This is a genomic window from Opitutaceae bacterium TAV5, from assembly GCA_000242935.3.
Taxonomy (GTDB): domain Bacteria; phylum Verrucomicrobiota; class Verrucomicrobiia; order Opitutales; family Opitutaceae; genus Geminisphaera.
In genome coordinates this window covers 2,579,898-2,604,320 of record CP007053.1, presented here as the reverse complement: position 1 = coordinate 2,604,320, position 24,423 = coordinate 2,579,898, and the positions used below count along the sequence as shown (strand labels likewise).

Genomic DNA, 24,423 nt, shown 5'->3' with positions numbered 1-24,423 from the left:
CGATTATGTGGCGTTAATGTTCCAGTGAAGGTTGTCCAGAACCGCCTTTACCGCGGTGATAGTGGGCTGGGAGCCGGCGCCGCTTTCATAGCGTTGCACGGCGAAGAAAATGGATACGCCGAGCGCCGGTCCGAAAAACCGGTGCGGACGGGCAAACTTTCCGTTGCACAGATGGATGAACGGCACCTTCAACTCGCGCCGCAGGGCGAGCGTGGTGCGGATCGCCTCCTCCAGTTCCTGTTCGGTATCGGCAGTGTGGACAAGCTTCACCACGTCGGCCCCGCGTGCCTCCACGGTTTTGAGGTGTTCGACCACCTGTTCGGTGGAACGAAAACAGGCCATGTGAGAGGAAATGACCACATCGGCGCCCCTGGCGTGAATGGCGTCAATCAGGCGCATCTGTTTTTCGACGGCGGCGGGAGCGCGCGTGAGTTCGAGCGGCGACGGATCATACAAATCACCCATTACATCGATCATCGATGCGCCGGCATCCGCGGCGGCGAGCAGGAGTTCCTGGCGTGCGTCGTCGTCGCGATTCTCCCATGAGTCCTTGCGGTAAAAGCAAGCCATGAACGGCAGGTTGACCGCCTCGATGATGCTTTTCAGGGACTTGCGGTTGCGAAATTCCGGTTCAAGGTCGTGCAGTTCGATCGCGATGCCGCCCGCGCCGTCAAATTCGGAATTGGCCGCCTTGGCAATCAGCTCCTGCGGCGTTGCTCCACTGAAAAGCGATGTGATGACCGGAGGACTCTGGTTCAGAAATGTTTTTTTCATTACACGGGTGCGTGTGGGGGGGATTGAACAGAAGACGGCGTCTTCATTTCTTATAGTTTTCTCCAGTCGAACACGGCCCCGACAGGAAAATCAGCAGGGGCCCTGGCGAGCCGGTCATAAACCGCCGGCGCTTCGTGCGGCGAATAGACCGCCGATAAAATTTTCGCCATGTCCAGACGTCCGTCCGCCATGAAATCCAGCAACGCCCGCGCGTCATCCTTCCAGGTCCAGGCGTGCGGGCGCGACTCCTGTTTCGCCCGCGCATCCGTGTGCGCGCCGATCAGCTCGATGCCCGGACGATGGACGTCCTGATAGAAATCGATGTCATTTTCCGCGACGCGGGTGCAGCCCAGCAATGCCACGCGTCCGAACTTCGCGGTGAAGGCCAAGGCCTGCTTCAACGCGGCCGACACTCCCGTGACTTCCACAACCGCGTTTACACCGCCGCGCGAGGCATCCCGGACTTTCCGGATGTGGTCCTTGTCGGCAGGATCGAACGCGTGATGGGCGCCAAGCGAGAGCGCCAGGGCGCGACGCCGCTCGCTCAAATCCGTGGCGATCACCGGCGCGCCGCCGGCGATGCGGCACAGCGCCACCGCAAACGCGCCAAGGATGCCCATGCCGACCACCGCCGCGCTTTCGCCAAGCTCCAGCCGCGTCTTGCGCAGGCCATTGAGCGAGAAGCCGGCGATCACCGCAAAAACCGCGTGCTCGGAGGCAAGCGCCTCGTTGTCGATTTTCAGCAGGTTGGCTTCGGTGATGTCGTTGTAGTTTGAATGCATGCTCCCCCAATGAGTCAGAACACGGTCGCCGATTTTCACGTTGCCGACATTTCTCCCGGCTTCGACGATGCGCCCCACGCCACTGTAGCCGAGACATTTCGGAAATTGTCCGGAAGGTGCGTCGGCGAGGTTTGGCAAATCCAGCAGGCAGGCGCGTTCCGTGCCGGCGCTGATGGCGGACACCTCGTTTCTGACGAGCACCCTGTCGTCATCGAGTTCGCCCTGCTCGATATCGGTCAGTTTCGCCGTTCCTGCGGAGGTGAATAAAACTGCTTTTCGTTTTGCGGGGGTCATCGTCTGCGTGTGTGGGGCAAGGGGAAGGAACCTTGTTTGTGTGGAATGAAGGGTTTCATATCACGCATGATAACAGAAAGGTTTTCAGAATTATCATTGAAAATAATCTTTCTTTTCCGAAAGAAAGAAAAGTTTTCCAGGAACCGGAACAGATTTTCAAAAGAATGAAGACGACCCAATCGACACGGAAAGGCAAGGTGGCAGGAAGCCAAAGGAACGGACGATTGGAGGAAAAGGCCGCGGAACCGGCGGCGCCCGCGGTCAAAATCGAGGAGGTCGCCCGGATCGCCGGCGTCTCCATGGCAACCGTCTCACGTGTATTTAACCATCACCCGAATATTCGCCCCGAACTCCGGCGGCATGTGCTGGCCGTGGCGCGCGAGCACGGCTACCTCCCCCGACTTTCCCTCAAGCAAAAAAACGTCGTCATCATCACGCCTTACAGCCCGGTGTATCCGGTCCACAGTTGCGTGGACATGATCCTGATGGCCCTCACGCAGGAGATGCCCCGGCGCGGTTTTCGGCTGGAAATCCTGCCTGCCGACAATTGCGAGCGGCTTGACGACATCCAGTTCTGCGCGGCCGTGGCCATCGGGGCGGAGCCGGCTTCATTCGCCGACTGGCCGGACCGTTTTCCGGTGCCGCTGGTGATTCTCGATCGCGAGGGCGCGGCCAATCCACCCCATGTGTATTACATCCGCTCGGACGAGGAGCAGGGCATGGAGCTTGCGATCGGGCATCTTCACGAACGCGGCTGTCGCAAGATCGGCTGCATTATTCACGGCGAGCCCGGCACGGGCAACACCGGCCAACGTCACGCGGCCATTGTTCGTGCGCTGAAATCCCGAAAACTCCCTTGCGAGGATTCGCTGATTTTTTTCTCGGGACCGGGCGACGAAAGCTATGTCGAGTTGACGGGAAAACTTCTGAAACAGGGGATTGATGCCCTGTTTTGTCCGGGAGGGAACGCCGGGATCATCTCGCTTTATGCATTTTCACTCTACGAACGACGAGTGCCGGACGACATATCGCTGATCGCCTCGGAACAGACTTCCTTCTCGCGCTATACGGTGCCGCCGTTGACGACGATCTCCCCCGATTACCAGGCGATGGCGGCGGCCACTGCCGATGTGATCGAGGCGAGGCTGACCGACCGCAACACACCCGGACGAACCGTCCTTCCTTACAGACTGATCGCACGGGAGAGTGTCATATCCCATCGGAAGGGCCGCCCCCGGAAATATTGAGGGAAGTTCTAAAAATTCATTTTTGAACAGAAGAAAACAAAGGTAACGAAAGTAAAACAAAGGAGACCCCTAAAAATAAGCGAACGGTAAGCATCCCTGGTTATTTTTCGTTCTCTTCGTTGCCTTCTGTCCAGTTCCCGGGAGTTCCCTTGAGACATTTGGCATCTGTCTTTCCAAAAACAGACGCATGAACCGTGGCCACGCCCGGCGCGCCCGTCAGCGCGCGAGCAGGTCACGGCAGTTGCGTGGCGCCCATGTAGTATGCCGGCCGTTTGTCAACGGCGGGGTACTGTCACTTTTCGATGTGCGGTGCTGCTCACGGTAGGCGCCGGGAGCGATGCTGCAAAGACGACGAAAAAGGGCGGAGAAATAATACTCGTCGCAGAAACCGCAAAGATCGGCTATCTCCTTGATTGGCAGCATCGTGTGGGCGAGGAGAGTGCGGGCACGCGCAATGCGAATCTCGTTGAGGTAACGCACCAGACTTCGTCCACGGATTTTGCGAAAAACGTGGCGCAGATGATCGTGACTCAGGCCCACATGGCGGGCCACCTCGGACAACGATTTGATCTCGTCGTGATGCTGCTGGATGTAGCGTTCGGCGGCCTCCACCTGACGCGCCGCCCGCAATGAAAATGACGCGCCGTGCCGCGCCCTGGCGGAGTCGGCGGCGACGGCCAGTTCGATCATGTGCAGCATAATCGCGCTCGTGCGAAGATCCAGAAGGACGGAAATCGCGTTGGGCAGGCCGTCGGGTTTCCCCGCGTCCGGGACGCCGTGGTAGGCGTCCGGTCCCGTGGACAGACTTCGCGCCAACGTTTCTATCTCGGCGCAAAGCGCGGTGTCTGCGATGGCGGGAACATGGAGACAACCATTCAATCTCAGTCCGGGAGGCGCGGCCGCCAGCACGCACCAGTCCTCGCCTCCATCATCCACCACCTGATCGTGCAGCAGATCGGGCGCATAGAAAATCGCGTCACCTGCGGAAAAATTCACCCGTTCGGGCTTCCTGTTCTTGGGGAACACTGTGGTGTGCCCGCAGCCTGTGGGATGGAATACAATTTCAATGGCATTTGGATGCAGATGGCGCGGCGTTTGGTGGCCATCCACGAGGTGGTGTCTCATGCCAACCATGTAGGAAAGGAGGTGCCCAGAAGCGAGGTGACGGTGAAGTTTTTTCCAACCATTATCCATGCCTCCTGAAAACAGAAACAGCCGGAAAACACAAACAAACACCGATAACTCAACTGGCCGCGCCAATAAGGCCCGCCAGCCTGGTTTGCGTATGAAAAACACCTCCATGTTGGCTGGCCGAAAACTGATTTTCACGGGGAAAGGACAAGTTGAGTGCGTTCCTTGCGAAATCCCCGTCCCCTCCGCCGGCGAGGTGCTGGTGCGAAAGGTGCGGACGTTGATGAGCACCGGAACGGAGAATATCGTTTTTAACCGTAATTTTGATCCGGGCACGCACTGGGATCGTTGGGTAAAATATCCGTTTCATCCCGGTTATTCCGTGATGGGCGTGGTGCAGGAAATCGGCCCCGCTGCTGACTCGTCAAATAGCGCAGACGAGCAAGCGGGACGGCCGTTGAAAGTTGGCGACCGGATTGTTTGTCGCAATCCACACTCGTCGCACGGACTGTTAAAGGCAGAGGAATGTTATCCTGTGCCGGACAACGTGAGCGATGATGACGCACCGTGGTTCGCTCTCGCCAAAATCTCAGGACACGGCGTGCGCGCCGCCGACATTCGCCTCGGCGACCCCGTCGCAATCATCGGCGCGGGCCCCATCGGACAGATGGCATGTCGCTGGGCTTTGATGGGAGGGGCCGGGCGCGTAGCCATGATCGATCTTTCCCCGGAACGCCTGAACATGGCCGCCGCCGCCGGAGCGATTCCCGTGGCGGTTCCCGCCGCGGAGGCAAAAGACGCCGTGCTAAACGCGCTCGGAGACGAAGCGCCCCGCGCGGTCATTGACTCAACGGGAAATGCCGCCGTGCTCCACGCCGCATTTGCAATGGTGGAGACCTTGGGAACCGTGGTGCTGCTCGGAGACACCGGGTCGCCCGTCAGTCAGACGCTGACGCCCGACTTTATCCGACGCGGCCTTACCTTGCGCGGCGTGCATGACGGTCGAAATTCACCCGAATGGAACAACCGCGTCGCCGCGGACCGTTTTTTTGCAGCGGTCGGAAACGGACATTTTTCGCTCGCAGGCCTGAATACGCACCGGTTCCGCCCGGAGCAATGCGTGGAAGCCTACCGTCTGGCGAACACGGACCGCGTGCGCACCATGGGCATCCTCTTCGACTGGTCGGAGGGTTAGCCATTATGGAAACCCGGAGACACAAGCTGGGCATACTCGGCTGCGGGGGGATCATGCGGGGGACTTACACGCCGATTATCCGCCGCCTTTCCGACCGCGTGGAAGTCGCGGCGGTCTGCGATCCAAACCCGCAAAATCTCTCCACCGCCGCCCAACTTTTTCCCTCAGCCAGCCCCTGCCCGGACGCCGCGCAACTGTTGGAAACACCCGGCCTCGACGCCGTCATGGTCTTGACGACCGAGCGCGCCAATGCCGCGACGGCCACTCTGGCCATGCAGGCCGGGACAACCGTTTACCTCGAAAAACCCCCCGCCATTTCGCGGACGGAATTCGACGCGCTGCTGGACTGTGAAACGCGGACAGGCACCCGGCTTTTTGTCGCATTCAACCGCCGCCACACGCCGCTGCTCAAGTGCATCGAGTTATCGAATACGACAATCCGCCACGTCCGCGGGCGCATGGCGCGCCTTCGTCGTCGCCTGGATCATTTTCCGACCACCGCCATTCACCTGATCGATTCCGCACAATTTCTCTTCGGAGATTTTTTTGCCGAAGCCGAAGTTCGCTTTTCGCCTTCCCCGGCGGACAGTTGGCACGTGCGCGGCACATGGCCCGGCGGAGTCACCTGCGATCTCGAATTTCTTCCCGTGAGCGGCGCCAACTGCGAATACCTCGTATTCGAGGGCGACGACCACACGCTCGACATCCAGTTCCCCAACGCCGCCAGCGCCTTTCCCTGCGGACGAATCCTGCGCACAAACGCCCTCTCCCCCCCTCCCCCGGCAACAACTCCGGGCGACGACACCGAAGAGATGGGCTACGCACCCGCCTTCCGCGCCTTCATCGCCGCCTTGGACAGCGGAGATCATCCCGCCCCCATCTGGCGGCTTTCCACCTGCCGCTCCACAATCGCCATCATGGAAACGATGATGCAACAGCCATACAACCCGCACCACCTGTTTTTCAAAAAATAGTAGTCTTACTATGAATACATATCCTTGCCGCGACGCCACAACCATCCTGAAGCGCCATCCTCAAAATCCGCTCATCCGTCTGGAAGATTATCCCGGCACGGCGTAAATCTACAACCCCAGCCCCGTCCAGTTTGGCGACGAAACCCTGCTGCTTGTCTCCGTTGTCGATCATGCCGCCACGCGCGGTTACGGACGCGACGTGGGTCAGACGCGCATTGCCCGCAGCACCGATGGCATTCACTTCACGCTTGGACGTGAAAACTTCATCGACGTCCAGTCCGATGAACATCCGTGGTCATTGTACCACCACTACATCGACAACCGGGTGACAAAAATCGACGACACCTGATATATCATCACCCCCGTCATGGTTCACGGATACGACGGCCCCGTCGGCATGCTGGGCCACACCACCGACTTCAAGACCTACGAACGCATTGCCATCATCACCGCTCCGAAGAACCGCGGCGCGTCGCTTTTCCCCGCAAAAATCAACGGACAATACTGGAAACTCGACCGCCCCGGCGGGGGCGACGGCGGCAACGGTGACATCTGGATCAGCTCCTCGCCCGATCTCATTCACTGGGGTAATTTTCAACCGCTTCTCGCCGCCGGCTATCGTTACTGGAACACGCAAAAGATCGGCCCCACGCCGCCGCTCTGGACGCCTGAAGGCTGGCTCGACATCATGCACGGCGTTTTCACGCCCGCAGGCGGCACCTACTACTACGTGGGCGCGATCCTGCTCGATCTGGAAAAACCGTGGAAAATTATTGGCAAAACCAACAGTTGGATACTCGCCCCGAAGGAACCTTGCGAGCGCAACGGCAATTGCGACAATACCGTTTTCCCTTGCGGTGCGCTCGGCGATTGGGACAAGGACGAGCTTCGCCTCTATTACGGAGCCACCGACGACAAAATCTGTCTCGCCACCGGTTCCATGCATGAACTCGTCGCGGCCTGCAAACAAGGGCTGTAAAACGTTCCAGTTGTTGCAGGTGGTCGCTCAGTATTTGGTGTTGCGGGTGATGGCCGGGAAATCGTCGGTGCGGAAAGGCGAGGCAGGAAGCCCGGCGGCGTTGTAAAGGTTGCAGGTCGGGTTCATTGCCCATGCGTACCGGACGGCAACCGGGGCGGGCACGGATGGCGACCAGACGACGACCCTGTTGTCGTTTTCTATTTTTGCCTGCGCCCAGGCCCACTCCTGATCAGCGCCGCAAATGGCAAATCCTTCGAGTTGACTGCCGACGCTGTTGCGCACGAGTGGAACGAAGCGCTCCACGGTAGAACGTGGCTGCCAGGTGGCGGGAAGTTCGCGGGCCACGAGACCGCCATCCGCATGGGTGAAGGTGAGGCGGATACAGGAGCCCTCGCGCTGGTGCGACGCGAAAACAGGACCGGAAAAGGTGATTTTTTGACCATAGGTATTGGCCAAGGCGACACGCGCGAGGCGATCGCCGACGTCGATTTTATTGCGCGGATGAACGTCGTCGGCTTCACCAATGTCAATGAGCACAGCCTGACCGGTTGCAGGAAGTTTGAGCGCGAGGTTTTGGGCTTCGCGAATCTCCGCCCAGGCATTGTCACCGGCCTTGTCGGATTTCCCTCCAAAATTAGCGAGCTGGCAAAAGTAGAATGGGAAGTCATCGCTTTTCCATTGTGCGCGCCAGTCGGCAATCAAAAGAGGGAATGCATCACGATATTGCCAGGCGCGACTGGCGTTGCTTTCACCCTGATACCAAATGGCTCCGCGGATGGCGTAGGGAACAAGTGGATGGATCATTGCGTTGTAGATGTAGCCACCAATGTCCTGGGGCTTCTGTGGCATGATCGGGAACGCGGGCATGCCGGGAGATTCGGGCACGGGGAGTGGAAAGGATTTTTCGACGTGCATCTGCCATTCGCCATCGATGGGGCGAAAGATGAAACGCAGTGGGGGTCCGCTGCGAATGACCGGAATGCCACCGGGATTATAAATGCGAACCGCCAAAGTGTTGGCGCCGGCCTTGACGAACTGGCCATTGACGTAGATCGGGCGGGGTGGGCGGGCGCCCGTGGCAGGGGTGACCTCAATGATTTTCTCGCCGTTGAAATATACGGTATAGAATCCGTCGATACGTCCGATTTCCAGCGCTTGCTGGATGCCGGCATTTGCGACGGGAACTTCAAGTGTGCGTCGATACCAGACAGTGCCAGCGGGAGGCAGAGTGACTGATGCGGCGGTGACGGTGGTGGATGGGAGAGGCAGATGCACAGGTGTCCACGCAAGGGTCGGGCCGGTGCCTGTGGCCGGGCCAAACACGTCAGCGGGAGAAAGGACGGGGGTATCCATGCGTTGATTACGAATAGACCATGCAACAAAATCTGTCTTGTATTTTTCGATACGATTTGAAAAAGTTTGCTCATCATCGCGGTAGCGATCAGCGGAGGTCTTGAGGTCGGAATTGCGGGCGAGACCATCGGGACTGATCCAGCCTTCGATGTTGGTTCCGCCCCAACTGGCGTGAATGAGTCCTACCGGTTGGTTGAGGCTTTTCTGGAGTTCCCGGGCGAAGAAGTAGCCAACGGCGGTGAAGCCACCGGTGGTGCGGGGACCGGCGATGCGCCATTCGCCCTGCACCTCGTCCAAAGGAACAGGGGATGTGTCGCGTTTGACACTGAATTGACGGATGTGAGGGTTGGCGGAGGCGGCGATGAGGGGCCTGGAATCGGTGCAATTGTAAACGGTCCACGCCATGTTGGATTGACCGGAGGCAAGCCACACTTCGCCGACAACAATATCGCCGATGCGCAGTGTGTTGTTGCCGGTGACCACAAGTTCGAACGGGCCGGAGGAGGCGCGGGAAAGGTCAAGTTGAATACACCATTTGCCATCGCTGCCAGTGGTGGCTTTGGCAACGACGAGGGCATTGCCACCATTACCAAGTGACACGGTGATTTGTTCGCCTGGGGAGGCTTTTCCCCAGACGGGGACACGGTCCCTTTTTTGAAGAACAGCGTGTTCGGAAAAAATGGACGATAGCGTAACATCGGCGCGCAATGCGATGTGCAACAGAGCGATGCACGCGACGAGAGTGCTGAGGGATTTGCCGGGTTTCATGTGAGGGTATAAAAATATCGGATGGGGGGAGGAGGGGGATCAATTGTTGCGGGAAAAGTTCCAGCGGTTGTCGCCGCCACCGCCTTCACCATCGACGTGATAGATCCCAGGTTGAGGGCTTTTGATTGCTTCGACGTGACCGTCAGCGAAAAGAAAGTTGGCGATGTCGCCGGGATGGCGACGCGCGAGGCCATAGATAGACAAGTAGAAGTCGCCACTGGTGTCTGTCTCAATCACAAGGAATAAACGTGAAGGCGTGCCGATGATTGCATTGTAATTCCATCTTGGTGACCGATTTCCGTCATTCCTGGGGTCGATGTTAGGATTGTATCCGTAGGGGATTTTCCGTGCGACTGCGTCGTAATTGTAGGCCGGGCATAGGAGAACGCCCTCGGCGCGCGGAAGCGGATTTTTACCAAGACGGTTTTCGAGACCGACATATGGGGAGAGTGCTACCAGCCATGTGTCCTGAACTGTATTGCCGTCAGACAGCGGGTAACCGTAGCCATAAGGGAAATGATTTTTATTATCGCTGGCGTAGGTGAGCATGGCGGTTCCGATCTGGCGCATGTTGGAGGCGCAAGTGACCGCCTTGGCTTTGCCTCGAACAACCCCCACCGTGGGGATGATGATCGCGGCCAGAATACCGATGATGGCGATGACGGTGAGCAGTTCGATCAGTGTGAAAGCGGATGGTTTTTTCATGGGACAATTGGAGAATGTACTAGGAGCGCGAATACGGGACTAAATCGGGGAACGAAATGGTGGGGTGAAAAACACAGGCGTGGTGTCTGTCCGCCTGTGAGCGTCGGGGATACTTGACTTGCCATCAGGAGCGGACCCGGGTTCGGGAGTGTCGCAGGAAAAACATGCCGGACGTGGCGAGCACAGCGAAAAGTACCGCGCTGCTGGCCGGTTCGGGGATCGAGGTTTGCGAGATGCTGATGGCATCAACGTCGAGGGTCAGCGTGTCGTTGCTGCCGGTTATGACCGAAAAGTAGTTCGGGATGGCACCCGAGGGCGCGGCGATGTGAGGGATTGTGCCGCCCGATGCACTGCTCTGGACGATGGAGGTTAGGTCAGCATCAGCGAGTGTGCCGAAGAGTTTGACCGATTTGTATTTTTGGGTCGTCGGATCAATCACAATTTCACACCGCACATAGCCACCAAGCGCGGAAAAATCGGTGTATTGGCCGATTGTGAACGCAGCACTGCTTATGCCGGTGGAACCGTTAACGCGAAGGTCGATTTTACCGTCATTGTAGAGCAAACCGAACCAATAAGGGTTGGCAAAATCAGTGTTCTTGGTGCCCAAATAAAACTGAGCCTGGCCCCCTGTGCCCGCGGACACATCCGCGCCGACCGCGAAAGCAAAAGCAATGGTGATATCACCAGCACCGGCAGTCGTGTCGAAAAAAGAACTGCCAAGATTGAGCGTGGCCGAGCGAGCTGTGGAGGCGTCATTGGTGATGCGCAGATGCTGGCTGCCGGAATATGGATTGGCGATGGAGGCAATGATAACTGCGCTGCTGGAATTGTTGAATCCGTCCTCCCACTTCGCGGAGGCGGTGGGTTCCGTGATGCCGATGATCGTACTGCCAGCGGTATAGGTGGAAGTTTCAAAACCAGTGGCGAACTGAGCGTGGATTACCGGCGTGAAAAACGCAGCAACTACGAAGATCGCGGACCGGATCGTGAGGATGTAACGGGATGTGTTTTGCATGGTTGGGATGATGGGTGGATTCAGGTTATTGCATTGGTGGATTCGTTCACCGGAGCCGCCCTGGACGAGCAGGCTGGAGCGTCGATGTTGAGGGTGAAGTGGACCGGACTGTTTTTGTGGAGGCCGATGGTGTGGGTGGTGCGATGGCCGCCGGGGTGTTCGACGGTGATTTCGTAGTCGCCGTGGAAGCCGGAAAATTCGCAGATGCCGTCGGCATCGCTCAAGGTTGTGAAGCAGGTGGTCCATTCCTCGCGAATGAGTTGACGCAGGGCATCGTAGGCGGGTTTTGGGGAGAGGTCTTCGCGGAGGAGGCCGGCGCGCAGGGCGCTTTCGCGTCCGTGGGCGACGCCGTCGGCAAGGTTCCACCAGTAGATACCCTCGACGCCGGGATGGCTGAACCAGAGGTGGTAGAGTTCGCGGAGAAGGCGGGCCTGGAGGTCCTCGGCAACAATGTCGGGAAGATCGGGATACGCGGGGAGGGTGATTTCCGAAATATGGATGGGGCGGCCGGGACGGGTTTGGGCGTGAAGATCGAGGGCGGCGAAAAGCCGGTTGGGATCGAGGTGAGTGTCGCGGGCGCGGATAAGGTCTTCGACGGAAGTGGTGAGAACGTTGTTTTTGTCGTAAAAGAAGAGGTGATACTGAAGGCCGAGCCCGTCGATTTTGTGGCCGCGCAGGAGCAGGTTTTGTTCAAGGAGGTGGAGGCCGGTGGTGCGACCCTCGATGTTTCGCCAGGAGTAGGTGGTAGCTTCGTTGAGAAAGAGGGTGGTGGAGGAGGGGAATGCGCGGGCGGCTTCGCAAAAGGCGTCGGCGATGTAGTCGTCGGGCAGCATGGTGGCGCCGGGAAACAGATGCTTTTCCATCGGTTCATTGACGACGTCCCACATGGGGATGCTGCGGCCGTAGCGACTGGCGATTTCGCGGATGCGGCGGGTGATAATGCACCCGGTCTCATCAGGATCGGAGGGGAGCCATCCAGGTATCCATTGGTGCCATACAAGACAGTGGCCTTTGGGGGTGATGCGGTGGCGTTCGCAAAAGTCCACGACGACATCGGGCGGCGGGCGGCGCGGGATCGGGGGGCTGCCTGCGGCGAAGCGCGGTTGGCCCCGAACGGGTTCGAGGTCGGACCAGTAAAAGGGGACGACGCCGGAATTGAAGAGGTCGAGGAAGGCGCGCTCGTAGGCGCGGTTGTCTTCGCTGGCCTTGAAGCCGTCGAGGAGGAACAGGTTGCAGCCGAAAAGGAAGTCGTGACGAGTCTGGCGGACGGTGATGGGGACGTCAGCGGCGGGAAGCCCGTCCGCGTTCACGAAGCGCAGTTTCGCCGGTCCCATGCGGTGACGGCGAATGCCATTGGCGACGCGCTTTTCGACGCTGGTTTCCGGGTTGCGGAAATGAGCGAGTAGCTGGTCGGCGATGTTTTGTCGGGTGTTCGCGGTTGGTGTCATCGGACGGTGGAAAAAAAGTGGGGGGGGATGGAAAGCGGGTGCGGGCAGGCGGGATTGAGCACGGACAGTGAACGAGGCTTGCAAGCGCTCAACCGATGCCGGATTTAATGTATTAAATGAAGGAAGAAGATGTCCGTAATTCTCCCCGTCGGCCTTCGCAGGCCGATGTTGGCCGCCGGGCGGGAGTGACGGCGGCCACGGTTTCCTGGGCGTTGCGCAACGATCCGCGCATCCCGGCGGCGACGCAGCAGCGGGTGCTCAGGGCGGCGGAAGAACTCGGCTACACGCCCGATCCGGTGCTGGCCGCGCTGGTGGCGCGCCGCGACCGGCATCGTTCCCGGGTGACCAGCAGCAATCTCGCGGCACTCGTGGACGACCGCTGGCAGGCGGAGCGAATGAGATCCTGGCACCGGTCGTTTATCAACGGCATGAAGCGAGCATGCGAGCGCCTGGGATATGCTCTCGACGTGCTGCAAATCCAGGCAGATCTCGGCGCGAACAGGCAGCCCGACCGCATTATGCACGGACGCGGCATCCGGGGCATGGTGCTGCTGCCGCTTCAGTCGCATGATGTGCCGCTGTGCTTGAAAGGGGTGAAGTGGGAACGCTTCTCAATCGTGGTGGTGGGCAATCCTCCGGAGAGCCTGCCGTTTCATCGCGTGGGGAGTGACGCGTTCAATGCCATGCACATTGCCTGCAACCGGCTGCGTGAACTCGGCTACCGGCGCATCGGACTGGCGCACGCCCTGATCGCCGAGCAGCGGTTGCGCTACGAATGGCTAGGCGCGATGAGCAAGGAGTTGTTCGCGCCGGACGCAGTGGACGGGAGCAGACTGGAGATCGTCCCGCCGTGTCTGCCGGAGGATTTTTGCGAGCGAACCTTCACGGAGTGGGTCAGGGTAAACAGGCCGGAGGCGGTTGTCGGAAATGATCCGGCAATTCTTGAGTGGTTGCCCGCAAACGGCTGGAGTATCCCGCGCGACATCGGTGTTGCGTTGTTGAATCGTGATTCTGTGGATACGCCGGTCGCAGGCATTTCGCAGCATCTGGACATCTCCGGCGAGACGGCGGTCGAACAACTGCATACGCTTTTGCTGCGTGGGGAAACGGGTTTTCCTGAAATCCCCAGGGAGGTCTTGATCCGCCCGCACTGGGTGGATGGGCCGACTCTGCGCAAACCACGCCGGTCCGCCGCTCATTCGCCCGGCGCCACGTAATCCTTCGGCCCGCCGAGGTTCATGAACTGACGATAAACATACACTGCGCAAACCAGCGCGATCGTCGCGAGCAGGCAACCGGTTGTAAATGTGTGCCGGTATTCATCTCCCGTCCTGTCGATGATGAGGCCCACCGTCGGCGCCAGCACCATGCCCGCCACCGAAGAACAAATGCCTGCCGCCGAAGAAAATTGGGCAAATCTGGAATGCGGAAACAATCGCGGTCCCAGTGATGCTGCGCTCGTAAAATAGCTCCCCGTCAGCACCCCGTGCAGAACCCACGCGACAAGAAACGTGCCGGGCGTTTTCGCAAAAACCGCCCCCCACGCCGTCACCAGCATGTAGCCCAGCAGCGTGGCCATCGCCATCCGCAACGGATGAAACCGGTCAGCCATCCAGCCGAGGAACCAGGCGAGACTCAGCGAGATCAAATACGTCAAAGCCAGAAATTTCCCATACGTGTCCTCGCTCACGCCCAGTCCCTTGGAGTAGGGAATCGCGTAGATGTTGACCGGCGCAAACGCCAGCCCCGCCGTCATCAGCATGACGAACACCGAGACGTAATACGGACTCGTGAAACACTCGCGGAAATAAACGCGCGCCCCACCGATGAATCCCGTGAACATCCCCGGTTTCAGCCACGTCCCCGTCCCTGCCGGCTTCACCTTGTCCAGCGGCGGTGGCGGCGGATAATCGCTCTCCTTCACCTTCAGACACACCCACATGAACGCCACGCCGTAAAACACGCCAATCACCAGCAGGATCAGTGTGAAATGATCCGGTATCAGCCCGAAAATCCAGTAGTTGAAAATCATCCCGTCGATCAGGCTCACCGCGCGGAATAACCCGTAAAAACGCCCCAGCAACGGTCTCGGCACCACATCATTGATGAGCCCGCCAAACACCGACGAGCCTGCGATCGTCGCAAACTCAAACGCCGCCCAGAACACCGCGAAACACACCACCGCCACCACCATCTCGTTTTGCAACTGCGCCAGCAACCACGCGCCCGCCTTCGTCGTATCCAGATTTTCATGCAACCACGCGCCAATCACATGCTCCCTGCCAAACGCCCCGTGCATCCACTTCGCGATAAACGGTGTCACCGCCAGGCCGATCATGCCCAGCGCCGCCGCCGGCGTCGTCACCAGCAAAAACGGGATGCGCCGCCCCCATTTGCCCCGGTGCCGGTCGGATTTCATGCTGATGACCGGCCCCAGAATCAGGGCCACCAGCGCCGGGAACGAGCTTACCAGCAACCCGAACAACAGCTTCGGCACGCCCAGGCTGTTCAAATACCATTGCGACATCGGTCCCGCCGACCGGTCGCGCATCGACCACGCAAAGTCGCCCCACAACAGCCAGAGGAACAACGCCACGATCCCGCCCGAGGTGTAGGTCAGCGTGCCGACCGACCATGTTTTTTGGCCCGTCTTCGGGTCGATCACCGGCCCGTTCACCGGAGCCGCCGTGACCGGCGTGGAAGGAGTGGAGGTCGATTCGCTGATCGGAGCGGACATGTCAGCGTGCCGGGATGATCGTGATATGGAGGGTTGCCCGGGTCGTGGGCGCGGGCAGATCGAGGCCGAGACGCGTTCCCTTGCTCCCTTGCTCAGGCACTATCCCGATCACGGCGTCTTCGCTTTGAGTCAGAACAACATCGTGACCATCGGCCTGAGCCTGCCAGAAAACATCAAGCGACGTGCCGCCGGAAGGGGCGCGAACGCGAAGACCGGTGTGCCCGGCGGAGAGACCGGCGGCGGGGGGCGCGGACCGGGTTTGCTCGGGACGAAAAATCAGTGCCGTGCCAAAGGCCTGAGGTTGTCCGTCGCGGAATTTTACGCGGTCAATAATTTCAACACGTCCTTGCGGAGCGTCGCTGGCGGAACGGGTGAAAACAAAGGTGCGCGTGAGTTTTTCGAGCGCGGGAACGTCGGGCGCATAGGCGCTGGTGATGTCGATTTCCCAGAGATCGATTGTATCAGTAAATTCGTTACGCAAGGTGATGGCTCGGGCGTCGGCGCCGGTGCGCTGGAGTTTTCCGGCGACCAGGGGGACGGGATGGCCGAAGGAGTTCATCACGGAGCTGGTGTAACGTCTGGAGCTAAAAGTATCCTTCACGTAAGTATCCACTCCGAGGTCGGAGAGGATGGATTCGCCATCGCAAACGATGACAAAAGAGCCGAGGTCGTTGTGGTTGTGAGGCTGGTTGTTGTGGCCGCCTTTGAAGGCGGCGGCCAGACCGGCGGCAGGCGTGGCGCGGCGCACGACGAGTGCGCCGCCGTCGGGAAACCAGTCGCGCAAGCCGGGTTCGGGGGGGGAAGGGGGGCCGGCGGGGCGGGGTAGCGAGAGGTCAAAGGGCGTGATGCAGAGGTTGGGACCGATGCCGACGGGGTGGATCATTCCCAAGCCGACGCCGGGACCGCGTATGCCGTAGGGGAGTTGGTAGCGGAGCGTCGCAAAGTCGTGCATCCAGGCGGGGGCGCGGGCGTTGACAGAGGCGTCGCCGAAGGGCGGGTAGATGCCGGCGGCGATCTGCCATCGCGTATCAAAGGTTGCGATACGCTGTTGTTTGGGCGCGTTGAGAAAGTCGATTCGTCCGCCGGTGGCGAGGCGGGTCAGTTCTGAGGCGAGGATGTAATTTCCGTATCCGTAGAACCAATATCCGATGCCTTCATGACAGAAGCCGTCGTCCCCAAAACCGGCGATGAAGGCGGGAGTACAGGCTTCAAATGCGGTGATGAAGGTGGCCCGGTTGTCGTCGATGTCCGTGGGGCCAGCAGGGCCGAGGAGGAGGGCGCTCATGAGGATGCTGCCATGACAGACGGCGTTCCAATTGTTGTTGGTAGTCATCCACCAGTATTCCGGGCCGGGGTTGTCGCGGGAGCGGATGCGTTCGAGGTAAGGGGCAAAAACGCGTGTTTGGATTTCCTTGCGGATTTTGGCGCGTGTCGGGGCGGGGAGTTTTAGGCCGAGCAGGTAATGGGCGAGGGCAAGGTTGGCGGCGCGATTAACGGCGCCGAGTTCCACGAGGTCGTAAGCGGCGTGCCAGTCGGCGCGTCTGCTGGCGTGGGCGGGAATGGCCCAGGTGGGTTCGTCCAGCATGGCGGCGATTTCGCGTTCGATGGCGGGAAGCAGTTTGCCGTCGTTGCGCAGTCCTTCGGCAAAGAGGAACTGGCCGAGGCGTTTCGTACGCGTCATGTAGGGGGCTTCGTAAGCTTTGCGGTCTCCCGTTTTCTCAAAAATAGCGAAGAGGGCTTCGGTGAGTTCGGGCGTGGGGAGGCGGGCTTGTCGGTCGGCTTCGGCGAAAAGGTCGTTGGCGGGATGGGCGCGGGCGATGGCGTCCCAATAAACGCGATCGGCAAAGGGCGGGGTGAAACAGACAGGCGAGGCGGGGAGCCATTGGGAAATTTCGGCTGCGCGGGCAGCGTCGAGCGCGGGCAATCTGTTGTCGGCAGCGTGCGTGGTGATTGTGGCCGCGAGCAGGGCGGCGGTCAGGAATGTTGCGTGTCGCATGCGGGGGGAGGTCGAGAGCGTTTATTCGCGTTCGAGGATTACGTCATCGATCAGGATCGAGCCGCTGGCTTGCCAGGCGAAAAGATTGAGGATAAGGAAATTTGCGCCTTCTGGAATTTGCAGGGTGGTTTCCAGTTTCGTCCATTCTTGCGGGAGCGAGACGGGCTTTCCGGTTTGAGGAGGCGGCAGGGCAGCGCGAACGGTGCTGCCGTCGGCAAGGAGATAAAAACAGTCGTCCGGCGTTGCGGTGTTTCCGTCTTGAAGTGTAAGTCGCGCGAGAAAACCGCTGGTGCCGATTTTTGCCTGTGCGTCCGGGGCGGCTTTTATCCAGAGGGAGAAGCGGTAGCGTTCGCCGGGGGCGACGCGCACACCGCGTGTGCCGATGCCGTAGCGGGCAAATTGCGTGGAGCTGATTTTCGCGGCGATTTGGCCGGTGTGCGCGCCGCTGTCGGCGAGTTCAAATATGGCCCCGGCGGCTTTGGCGTCGCCGGGCGCGAAGAGGTTCCAGTTTTGTTTCCCTTGTTCAAAGTCGCCGTTGGCAATCAGGTTTTGGGTGCTCTGCGCGGCGACGGGAAGCATGCCAAGCAGGAGCGTGGAAATGAAATACAGGGCGAATGGTTCTTTGGTTTTCATGTGATGTGCGTCGGGGGGGGGAGGGAGGTTCAGGCTGCGCGGCGGCGATGGACGAGGGCGACCGCGAGCGTGGCGAGGGCTGCAAGTGTGCCAACCGTGGCAGGTTCGGGAACGGAGGTGATGGTGAGTTCACCGGTAAGTTGGGAGAACGTAAAGGTGTTGAGCGCATCGGCGGAAAGACCGCTCCAAATGTTGTCGTTTTGGGACAGGGCGATGGTTCCGTAAATGCCGGCCAAGGTGACAGAATCAAAACCGTCTCCAGTAAGCGTGAGTCCGTCGAAGAAGGTCACGGCGTCGGTGGCAAGCGCGGCGTCGAGTTGGAGCGTGAGAGCCCCGATGGCGGCAAATGTTGTATCGGAGGTTAAAATACGTCCGGTGGCGGCGCCGTTGCAGGAGAGGGTGAGCGCGTCGCTGATGAAGGCGCGTGTGGTGAGATCAAGGGTGGCCCCGGCTTGCACGGTGACACTGGTGGCGGCGATGTTGGCGGTGCCTGCGAGTTTCAGTGTGCCGCTCTGGACGTTGAGGGAACCGATGGCACGGTTGGATTCGAGTGTGGCGGCGGCTCCGTCCGTGGTGTCGGCATAGAGGAAGGTGGAGTTGGCGGAGATCGTGCCGGTGCCGCCGAGGTTGTTGGTTCCGCCTGCGGTGGTGGCAAGGAGGGTGGTGGTGCCTTCGACGTTGGTGGCTGTCGCGGCGGAGAGGTTGAAGGCTTTGGCTTTGAGGGTACCGTTGCCAGTGATGTTCCAGGTGGCGTTGGCAAGGTTGAGGGTGCCGGCAGAGGTGTCGAGGATGTGCGTGTTGGTGTCGAGCGTGAGAGTGGCGCCGGTGCCGCTGGAGCGTTTGAGTTCGGTGGTGACGGTGAGATTGTCGTCGAGTTTCAGGGTGAGGGACTGGTTGTTGTCGGCCCAGAAGTTGAGGTTACCGATAGAGCCGTTACCGGAGAGTGTTTTGATGGCGTTGTTCGAACCGCGAAGGGTGAGGGAGGAGATTGTTTTGTTGTTTTCGAGGCTTTGGTTTGGGTTTGCCGAGCTTTGGAGGACGACGCCGAGGTTGCCTGAGATGGTAACGGCAGTGCCAATTTTGTTTTCGGAACCGGCAAGTGTGAGTCCGTTGATGTTGTTGCCGTTGGTTTGAATGGAGCCGCCATTGGCAATGAAGTTGTCCATGATGCGAAGGCGGGTGTCGGCTATCGTCGTGGTATAGGTGGCGTCGATGTTGGTGTTGGCCGAACCGATTACGAGTGCGCCGGAGTTCATCGTGACGTTTCCGTTGATGGAATAGATGAAGCTGGTGAGGGTGGTGGCTGATGATCTGACGGCGAGTTGCATGGCAAGGGTGCCGCCGTCAAGGGTGAGCGGGCCGCTCAGGTAGGTGATGGAATTGTTGTCGGTGGATGTTTTACGTCCGAATTCGAGGATGCCGCCGTTGCCGAGCGTGGTGCCGGCTGTGGCGGTGAGCACGGGAATGCTGGCACTGGTGATGGCGGCAAAGTTGTCCCCGGCAGTCGGAGCGGTGTTGATGAAGAGGCGGGCGTGTGCGGTGTCCGCGGCGGAGATGTTGAGCGCGTTGGTGAGCGTGAGGGTGCGGCGGACTTCAAGCGTGTTGGTGGCTGCGGAGGTCTGCGCGTAGGTGAGTGTGCCGAGTGTGCCGGGGGCCGCGGCGTCGTAGATGAGGGTGCGGTTGGCGGTGGCGTCACCGAGCGCAGCAGTGTCGTTCGCAGCGGGGCCGGTTGGGGAGTCGGTGGGGGTCCAGTTGGTGGCGGTGGACCAGAGGTTGTCAGTGTTTCCCGACCAGTTGTAGGTGGTCTGGGCGGCGGCTGAAAGTGTCGCCGCGAGGAATAGAACGATACAGAGGTTAGCGCGGGTTGTGTTTTTCATGGATGATGGGAAGTTGAGAGAGAGAGAAAATCAGGGGCTGGGGGTCACGGGTTCGGTGCCGACGTGCCAGTCGAAGAAGAGGACGTTGCGATGGTTGCCGTGAACGGGCTTGAGGGGGAGGGCGTCGCGTTTGGTGTCGTCGACGCCGTTCTCATAATCAACGTCATGGAGCGCTTTGGTTTGGGAAGGGGTGTTATAACCGGCGACAAAACCGTAAGTGCGGACAGGGTCGGTGGTGGTTTCCGATGTCGGGTAACCCATGGGCCAGCTTCTGTCGTCTTTGTCCGGACCCGTCTTGACCTTGCCCGCCAACTTATAAACAGCGATGTTTGGCTCCGCAGGTTTTACGGCTTTCTTCAAGAGGAGGGAACAGAGGTAATTGTCGGGGAGTTTCCCGATGGCACTTTGCAGGCTGATGTAAGGAGCGATGTATCCAAAAAGGTGTTTCTGGGATTCGAGTAACATATCGCGTTTGACGAATCCGTAGCAGGGACCGGGGAGTTTATCCCTGTTGTCGTTGACATACATCTGGATCGCCACTCCGTAGTTGCGCAGGGCGGTTTTGCACTGGGCGTTGGCGGCGGAGGAGCGGACTTTGCCGGTCACGGGGATGATGATCGCGGCAAGGATGCCGATGATGGCAATCACGGTGAGTAATTCGATCAGGGTAAAGGCGGTGTGTTTTGGGTTTCTCATAGGCGTGCGTTCACAAGGATTGAGAAGGTGGTGGAGGAAGGGGGGGCAAGTTGTGGCGGTGAATCCGGATGCAGTCACCAGGCTGTCCTTGGTGCCTCCCTTCGCCAGTTAATCTATCGGCGTTTGTTTGTGTTTTCCGGCTGTTTTTGCGCGCACCAATGGTGCGGATATGAACGGAGGGGATGATGGACGCTGGTTCCATAAGATGGGAGATGCGGTGAAGAACAGAACGGTAAGGCACACGATTGTGTGTATAGCATCAATCAAAATAAACCCTTCTGTGTGTAAACACGGTTGTGTCTGACGGGTAGGTTTGTCGGATGCAATTTGCCCAGGCATTCGCAACGACACTGAGGACGCTCCGAACCGAGCGCGACTTGACCCAAGAGCAATTGGCCGAGCGGTCGGGCGTGCATCTGAATTCCGTGGGGTTATTGGAACGGGCGGCCAGGGAGCCCAGCCTCTACATCGTATTCCAACTGGCGAAAGGCTTGGGCATGACTCCGGCAGAATTGGTTCGCGCGGTCACCGCACGCAATCCGCGCATCGAAACTCGCTCCGGCAATTTTTGAGGCAATCTTGCAGGCCGGAAATGTTGCCAGCAAGCTGGCGGGGGTTACGCTGGCCTGTCTTATGCCGTGTATTCAACTTTCCGATATTTTTTCCCCTCCACGGTCCGTAACGAAACTGGCGAGGGCTGCGACGCTTTCGCCCGGCTCCGCCGGTGGCGAAGGCGGACAGGTTACACAGGCGGTGCGGGTCAGCGCGCGGCATGGACGGTATCTGGAATTTGATGACGGCACGACGTTTGTTCCGGTGGGGCTCAATTTGAGTTTTCCACGTTTTGCTAAAAACGCGGAGGAGGGACTGGTATGTTACGGGGAATGGTTGCACGAACTGGCGGCAAACGGGGGTAACTTTTTTCGTCTCTGGCTGGGACATCCATTTTTCGACGTGGAGCCGGACCGGGCCGGCGAGTTTGACGAAACGGCGGCGGAGCGGCTTGGCCGGGTGCTTGACCTAGCATGGTCGCTGGGACTGCGAACCAAGGTCACACTGGAGCATTTCCGCAGTCTGGAAACAGCGCCTGTCGCGGAAATCTTTCCGGGGGCGGCGCGGTTCGAGCGCGGCCAGTATCACTGTTCCAAGGGAGGGCCAGTGGAATCGATGGATGCGTTTTGGCGCGGGACGGAGGCGCAGGCGTTTTATTTGGAAAAACTCGATTGGCTCGCGGAACGATTCGCGGGACACCCGGCGGTGATGGCGTGGGAGTTGTGGAACGAGATCAACGCCGCGCAGGGTCATGGCTGGGAGGTGTGGACGGAGCAGATGCTGCCGGAGTTGCGGAGGCGTTTTCCGCGTTGTATCACGCTCCAGAGTCTGGGGAGTTTTTGTGGTGGGTACGCGGAGCCAGCGTATCGCTGGTTGTGCGGGTTGCCGGGCAATGATGTGGCGCAGGTTCACCGGTATCTTGATCCGGGCGCGGAGTGGGAGGTGTGCCGCGGGCCGGTCGATGTGCTGGTAGCTGACGCGGTGCGCACGTTATGCGAATGGAGGACCGAGGCGGGCGGGGTGACTTGTCCAGTGTTGCTGGCGGAAGGAGGCGCGGTGGAGGCACATCACGCAGGGCCGTCGAATCTCTACGAACGGGATCACGAGGGGATCATTTTGCACGATGTGCTTTTCGCGCCGTTTTTTGCCGGAGCGGCGGGCTGCGGGCAGGCGTGGCATTGGGATGTGTATGTGGCGCGGCATCAGCTTTGGTGGCATTTCGGGCGTTTCGCCCGCGCTATCGCGGGGTTCGATCCGGTTGCGGAAGGCGCGGAGCCGGTGTTTTGGGAGACGCCGCGGTTGCGGGTGTATGCGTTGCACGGAAAGGACGTATCCTTGATTTGGCTACGAGATCGCCGGTGCGACTGGAGCAGCGAACTGGAGGCTGGCCGGGACGCCGTGCCGGTTGCGGGCGAGCATTTATGCCTCCTATCCGATTTCGCCACGTCGGGGTTGGTCGAGTTTTATGATCCGTGGCGCGATTGCGGATGGGCAGACCGGCAGGGACTGAACGGGAACGCAGGCATCGCCTTGCCGACTTTCACGCGATCCCTGGTCGTCAGATTGATGACGGAGGCGCCGTCGCGCTGACGCCCCATTCCAAGGATGGGGCGGTGAGTTTGGCCTGCAGGCAGGGAATGGGGATGGCTTTATTTGAACCGGTTTTTTCAGGGCCGGGGAAAATACACTCCCCGGACCCGTTTCCTCCGGCTCCTTCGCCGCTGACATCACAATGATGTCCCATTCTACTATGGGAGTTGCGTGGCGCCCATGAGGAAGCGGTCGCATTCGCGGGCGGCGGCGCGGCCTTCGTTGATCGCCCACACCACCAGGCTCTGGCCGCGGCGGCAGTCGCCGGCGGCAAAAACCTTCGGGTTGCTCGTCGTGTGCACGTTGTGGTCGGCCTTGATGTTGCTGCGCGCGTCGGTCACCAGACCGAGCTTTTTCAGGAGCGGCTGCTCGGGACCGAGGAAACCCATCGCCAGAAGGACGAGTTGCGCCGGGAGCGTCTTTTCGGTGCCGGGCTGCTCGACAGGCACAAACTGGCCCTTTTCGTTCTTGTCCCACCTGATCTGCACCGTCACGAGTTCACGGATACGGCCATCGGCATCGCCGATGAATTTTTTCACGGTGGTGAGGTAGACGCGCGGGTCGGCGCCCTGTTTGGCCGCGGCTTCCTCCTGGCCGTAGTCCATCTTGTAAATTTTGGGCCATTCGGGCCAGGGGTTGCCGGGCTGGCGTTCGAGCGGCGGTTTGGGCATGATCTCGATCTGCGTGACGGAGCGGCAGCCCTGCCGGAGCGAGGTACCGACGCAATCGGTGCCGGTATCACCGCCGCCGATGACGACGACATCCTTGTCGTGGGCGGTGATGGCGGACACGGCCGGAGATGAGCCGGCAGGCGAGGCAAGGAGCGCCCTGGTGCTGGCCGTGAGAAAATCCATCGCGAAATGGACGCCGCCGAGCTGGCGGCCCTCGACGGGCAGGTCGCGGGGCTGCGTGGAACCGGTGCACACCACGACGGCATCGTGGGCGGAGAGCAGTTCGTGCGCGTCGACGGTTGTACCCACTTCGGAATTACAGATGAAGGCGACACCCTCCTGCTTCATGAATTCGATGCGGCGGAGGACGACGTCGCGCTTGTCGAGTTTCATGTTGGGGATGCCGTACATGAGGAGCCCGCCCGGACGGTCGGCGCGCTCGTAAACGGTGACGGTGTGGCCGGCGGCGTTGAGCTGCGCGGCGGCGGCAAGCCCGGAGGGGCCGGAGCCGATGACGGCGACTTTTTTCCCGGTGCGCGTGCGGGGTTCCTGCGGGATCACCCAGCCTTCGTCCCAGGCGCGCTCGATGATCGAGTATTCGTTGTTCTTGATCGCGACGGGCGGGTTGTGGATGCCGAGCACGCAGGAGCCTTCGCAGGGCGCGGGACAGACGCGGCCGGTGAACTCGGGAAAGTTGTTGGTCTTGCCCAGACGCTCATAAGCCTGCTGCCAGAGTCCGCGATAAACGAGGTCGTTGAACTCGGGGATGAGGTTGTGGATGGGGCAGCCCGCCGCCATGCCGCTGATGAGGCGGCCGGTATGGCAGAAGGGGACGCCGCAATCCATGCACCGCGCGCCCTGGTTGCGGAGTTTCTTCTCGTCCATGTGGAGATGAAACTCGGACCAGTCGTTGAGGCGGTCGAGGGGAGAGCGATCGACGGGGAGTTCCCGCATGTATTCGAGGAAGCCGGTTGGTTTGCCCATGATGGTGTGTGGCTGGTGG

At 60.0% G+C, this 24,423-nt stretch carries 20 protein-coding genes and 1 pseudogene; 8 read left to right on the top strand and 13 right to left on the bottom strand.

The window, feature by feature from the left end:
- Positions 1-3: 3 nt before the first annotated feature.
- Complete coding sequence (locus OPIT5_11405) at positions 4-774, bottom strand: 3-dehydroquinate dehydratase (GenBank protein AHF90715.1); 771 nt, start codon at positions 772-774, stop codon at positions 4-6.
- A gap of 50 nt (positions 775-824) precedes the next feature.
- Positions 825-1,850, bottom strand: a complete 1,026-nt coding sequence (locus tag OPIT5_11400; GenBank protein ID AHF90714.1) for a threonine dehydrogenase — start codon at positions 1,848-1,850, stop codon at positions 825-827.
- A gap of 299 nt (positions 1,851-2,149) precedes the next feature.
- Between OPIT5_11400 and OPIT5_11395 the strand changes: the two genes are divergently transcribed.
- A complete protein-coding gene (locus tag OPIT5_11395; protein AHF90713.1) occupies positions 2,150-3,097 on the top strand; it encodes a transcriptional regulator in 948 nt (315 codons plus the stop codon).
- A gap of 216 nt (positions 3,098-3,313) precedes the next feature.
- Here the strand turns inward: OPIT5_11395 and OPIT5_11390 are convergent, their stop codons facing one another.
- Positions 3,314-4,291: an AraC family transcriptional regulator gene (locus OPIT5_11390; GenBank protein AHF90712.1), complete on the bottom strand. Its 978-nt coding sequence runs from the start codon at positions 4,289-4,291 to the stop codon at positions 3,314-3,316.
- 91 nt (positions 4,292-4,382) lie between these two features.
- Here OPIT5_11390 and OPIT5_11385 point away from each other — a divergent pair, with 91 nt between their 5' ends.
- The 4 genes and pseudogenes from OPIT5_11385 to OPIT5_11370 all read left to right on the top strand — a co-directional run bounded on the left by OPIT5_11385 (position 4,383) and on the right by OPIT5_11370 (position 7,376).
- Positions 4,383-5,423 (top strand): threonine dehydrogenase, encoded by a 1,041-nt coding sequence (locus tag OPIT5_11385; GenBank protein AHF90711.1) that lies wholly within the window; start codon positions 4,383-4,385, stop codon positions 5,421-5,423.
- 5 nt (positions 5,424-5,428) lie between these two features.
- Entirely contained in the window at positions 5,429-6,397 is a 969-nt protein-coding gene (locus tag OPIT5_11380) for a dehydrogenase (protein ID AHF90710.1), read from the top strand.
- Between the two features lie 10 nt (positions 6,398-6,407).
- On the top strand, positions 6,408-6,503 hold the full coding sequence (locus tag OPIT5_11375; GenBank protein ID AHF94311.1) for a hypothetical protein: 96 nt from the start codon (positions 6,408-6,410) through the stop codon (positions 6,501-6,503).
- Between the two features lie 93 nt (positions 6,504-6,596).
- Positions 6,597-7,376, top strand: a pseudogene (locus tag OPIT5_11370) (glycosidase).
- Positions 7,377-7,403: 27 nt separating this feature from the next.
- Here OPIT5_11370 and OPIT5_11365 read toward each other — a convergent pair.
- From OPIT5_11365 to OPIT5_11350, 4 genes are all read right to left on the bottom strand, one after another.
- Positions 7,404-9,497 (bottom strand): 9-O-acetylesterase, encoded by a 2,094-nt coding sequence (locus tag OPIT5_11365; GenBank protein ID AHF90709.1) that lies wholly within the window; start codon positions 9,495-9,497, stop codon positions 7,404-7,406.
- 39 nt (positions 9,498-9,536) lie between these two features.
- Positions 9,537-10,202 (bottom strand): N-terminal cleavage protein, encoded by a 666-nt coding sequence (locus OPIT5_11360; GenBank protein ID AHF90708.1) that lies wholly within the window; start codon positions 10,200-10,202, stop codon positions 9,537-9,539.
- Between the two features lie 124 nt (positions 10,203-10,326).
- On the bottom strand, positions 10,327-11,220 hold the full coding sequence (locus tag OPIT5_11355; GenBank protein ID AHF94310.1) for a hypothetical protein: 894 nt from the start codon (positions 11,218-11,220) through the stop codon (positions 10,327-10,329).
- A gap of 20 nt (positions 11,221-11,240) precedes the next feature.
- A complete protein-coding gene (locus OPIT5_11350) occupies positions 11,241-12,668 on the bottom strand; it encodes a glycoside hydrolase family 10 (protein ID AHF90707.1) in 1,428 nt (475 codons plus the stop codon).
- A 116-nt stretch (positions 12,669-12,784) separates the two neighbouring features.
- Here OPIT5_11350 and OPIT5_11345 point away from each other — a divergent pair, with 116 nt between their 5' ends.
- Positions 12,785-13,885 carry a LacI family transcriptional regulator gene (locus tag OPIT5_11345; protein AHF90706.1) on the top strand — a complete coding sequence of 367 codons (1,101 nt, stop codon included), beginning with the start codon at positions 12,785-12,787 and terminating at the stop codon, positions 13,883-13,885.
- On the opposite strand, the gene OPIT5_11340 is transcribed toward OPIT5_11345, so the two are convergent.
- The 5 genes from OPIT5_11340 to OPIT5_11320 are packed head-to-tail and all read right to left on the bottom strand — an operon-like array spanning position 13,864 to position 20,607.
- On the bottom strand, positions 13,864-15,405 hold the full coding sequence (locus OPIT5_11340) for an MFS transporter (protein ID AHF90705.1): 1,542 nt from the start codon (positions 15,403-15,405) through the stop codon (positions 13,864-13,866). The two genes, OPIT5_11345 and OPIT5_11340, sit on opposite strands and share 22 nt — an antisense overlap.
- 1 nt (position 15,406) lies before the next feature.
- Entirely contained in the window at positions 15,407-17,401 is a 1,995-nt protein-coding gene (locus OPIT5_11335; protein AHF90704.1) for a heparinase, read from the bottom strand.
- 21 nt (positions 17,402-17,422) lie between these two features.
- The gene (locus OPIT5_11330) at positions 17,423-18,034 is read right to left on the bottom strand and encodes a carbohydrate-binding protein (protein ID AHF90703.1); all 612 of its coding nucleotides are present in this window, start codon (positions 18,032-18,034) and stop codon (positions 17,423-17,425) included.
- 29 nt (positions 18,035-18,063) lie between these two features.
- Positions 18,064-19,911 (bottom strand): anchor protein, encoded by a 1,848-nt coding sequence (locus tag OPIT5_11325; GenBank protein ID AHF90702.1) that lies wholly within the window; start codon positions 19,909-19,911, stop codon positions 18,064-18,066.
- 30 nt (positions 19,912-19,941) lie between these two features.
- On the bottom strand, positions 19,942-20,607 hold the full coding sequence (locus OPIT5_11320) for an N-terminal cleavage protein (protein AHF90701.1): 666 nt from the start codon (positions 20,605-20,607) through the stop codon (positions 19,942-19,944).
- A 320-nt stretch (positions 20,608-20,927) separates the two neighbouring features.
- On the opposite strand from OPIT5_11320, the gene OPIT5_11315 reads away from it, so the two are divergent.
- Entirely contained in the window at positions 20,928-21,179 is a 252-nt protein-coding gene (locus OPIT5_11315; GenBank protein AHF90700.1) for a DNA-binding protein, read from the top strand.
- Positions 21,180-21,360: 181 nt separating this feature from the next.
- On the top strand, positions 21,361-22,749 hold the full coding sequence (locus OPIT5_11310) for a hypothetical protein (GenBank protein ID AHF90699.1): 1,389 nt from the start codon (positions 21,361-21,363) through the stop codon (positions 22,747-22,749).
- Positions 22,750-22,907: 158 nt separating this feature from the next.
- On the opposite strand, the gene OPIT5_11305 is transcribed toward OPIT5_11310, so the two are convergent.
- Entirely contained in the window at positions 22,908-24,404 is a 1,497-nt protein-coding gene (locus tag OPIT5_11305) for a glutamate synthase subunit beta (GenBank protein ID AHF90698.1), read from the bottom strand.
- Positions 24,405-24,423 lie beyond the last annotated feature (19 nt).

What these genes read in the sequence shown, in the direction of transcription:
- OPIT5_11405 (AHF90715.1), bottom strand. Translation starts at nt 774, where the DNA reads ATGAAAAAAACATTTCTGAACCAGAGTCCTCCGGTCATCACATCGCTT.
- OPIT5_11400 (AHF90714.1), bottom strand. Translation starts at nt 1,850, where the DNA reads ATGACCCCCGCAAAACGAAAAGCAGTTTTATTCACCTCCGCAGGAACG.
- OPIT5_11395 (AHF90713.1), top strand. Translation starts at nt 2,150, where the DNA reads ATGGCAACCGTCTCACGTGTATTTAACCATCACCCGAATATTCGCCCC.
- OPIT5_11390 (AHF90712.1), bottom strand. Translation starts at nt 4,291, where the DNA reads ATGGATAATGGTTGGAAAAAACTTCACCGTCACCTCGCTTCTGGGCAC.
- OPIT5_11385 (AHF90711.1), top strand. Translation starts at nt 4,383, where the DNA reads ATGAAAAACACCTCCATGTTGGCTGGCCGAAAACTGATTTTCACGGGG.
- OPIT5_11380 (AHF90710.1), top strand. Translation starts at nt 5,429, where the DNA reads ATGGAAACCCGGAGACACAAGCTGGGCATACTCGGCTGCGGGGGGATC.
- OPIT5_11375 (AHF94311.1), top strand. Translation starts at nt 6,408, where the DNA reads ATGAATACATATCCTTGCCGCGACGCCACAACCATCCTGAAGCGCCAT.
- OPIT5_11365 (AHF90709.1), bottom strand. Translation starts at nt 9,497, where the DNA reads ATGAAACCCGGCAAATCCCTCAGCACTCTCGTCGCGTGCATCGCTCTG.
- OPIT5_11360 (AHF90708.1), bottom strand. Translation starts at nt 10,202, where the DNA reads ATGAAAAAACCATCCGCTTTCACACTGATCGAACTGCTCACCGTCATC.
- OPIT5_11355 (AHF94310.1), bottom strand. Translation starts at nt 11,220, where the DNA reads ATGCAAAACACATCCCGTTACATCCTCACGATCCGGTCCGCGATCTTC.
- OPIT5_11350 (AHF90707.1), bottom strand. Translation starts at nt 12,668, where the DNA reads ATGACACCAACCGCGAACACCCGACAAAACATCGCCGACCAGCTACTC.
- OPIT5_11345 (AHF90706.1), top strand. Translation starts at nt 12,785, where the DNA reads ATGAAGGAAGAAGATGTCCGTAATTCTCCCCGTCGGCCTTCGCAGGCC.
- OPIT5_11340 (AHF90705.1), bottom strand. Translation starts at nt 15,405, where the DNA reads ATGTCCGCTCCGATCAGCGAATCGACCTCCACTCCTTCCACGCCGGTC.
- OPIT5_11335 (AHF90704.1), bottom strand. Translation starts at nt 17,401, where the DNA reads ATGCGACACGCAACATTCCTGACCGCCGCCCTGCTCGCGGCCACAATC.
- OPIT5_11330 (AHF90703.1), bottom strand. Translation starts at nt 18,034, where the DNA reads ATGAAAACCAAAGAACCATTCGCCCTGTATTTCATTTCCACGCTCCTG.
- OPIT5_11325 (AHF90702.1), bottom strand. Translation starts at nt 19,911, where the DNA reads ATGAAAAACACAACCCGCGCTAACCTCTGTATCGTTCTATTCCTCGCG.
- OPIT5_11320 (AHF90701.1), bottom strand. Translation starts at nt 20,607, where the DNA reads ATGAGAAACCCAAAACACACCGCCTTTACCCTGATCGAATTACTCACC.
- OPIT5_11315 (AHF90700.1), top strand. Translation starts at nt 20,928, where the DNA reads ATGCAATTTGCCCAGGCATTCGCAACGACACTGAGGACGCTCCGAACC.
- OPIT5_11305 (AHF90698.1), bottom strand. Translation starts at nt 24,404, where the DNA reads ATGGGCAAACCAACCGGCTTCCTCGAATACATGCGGGAACTCCCCGTC.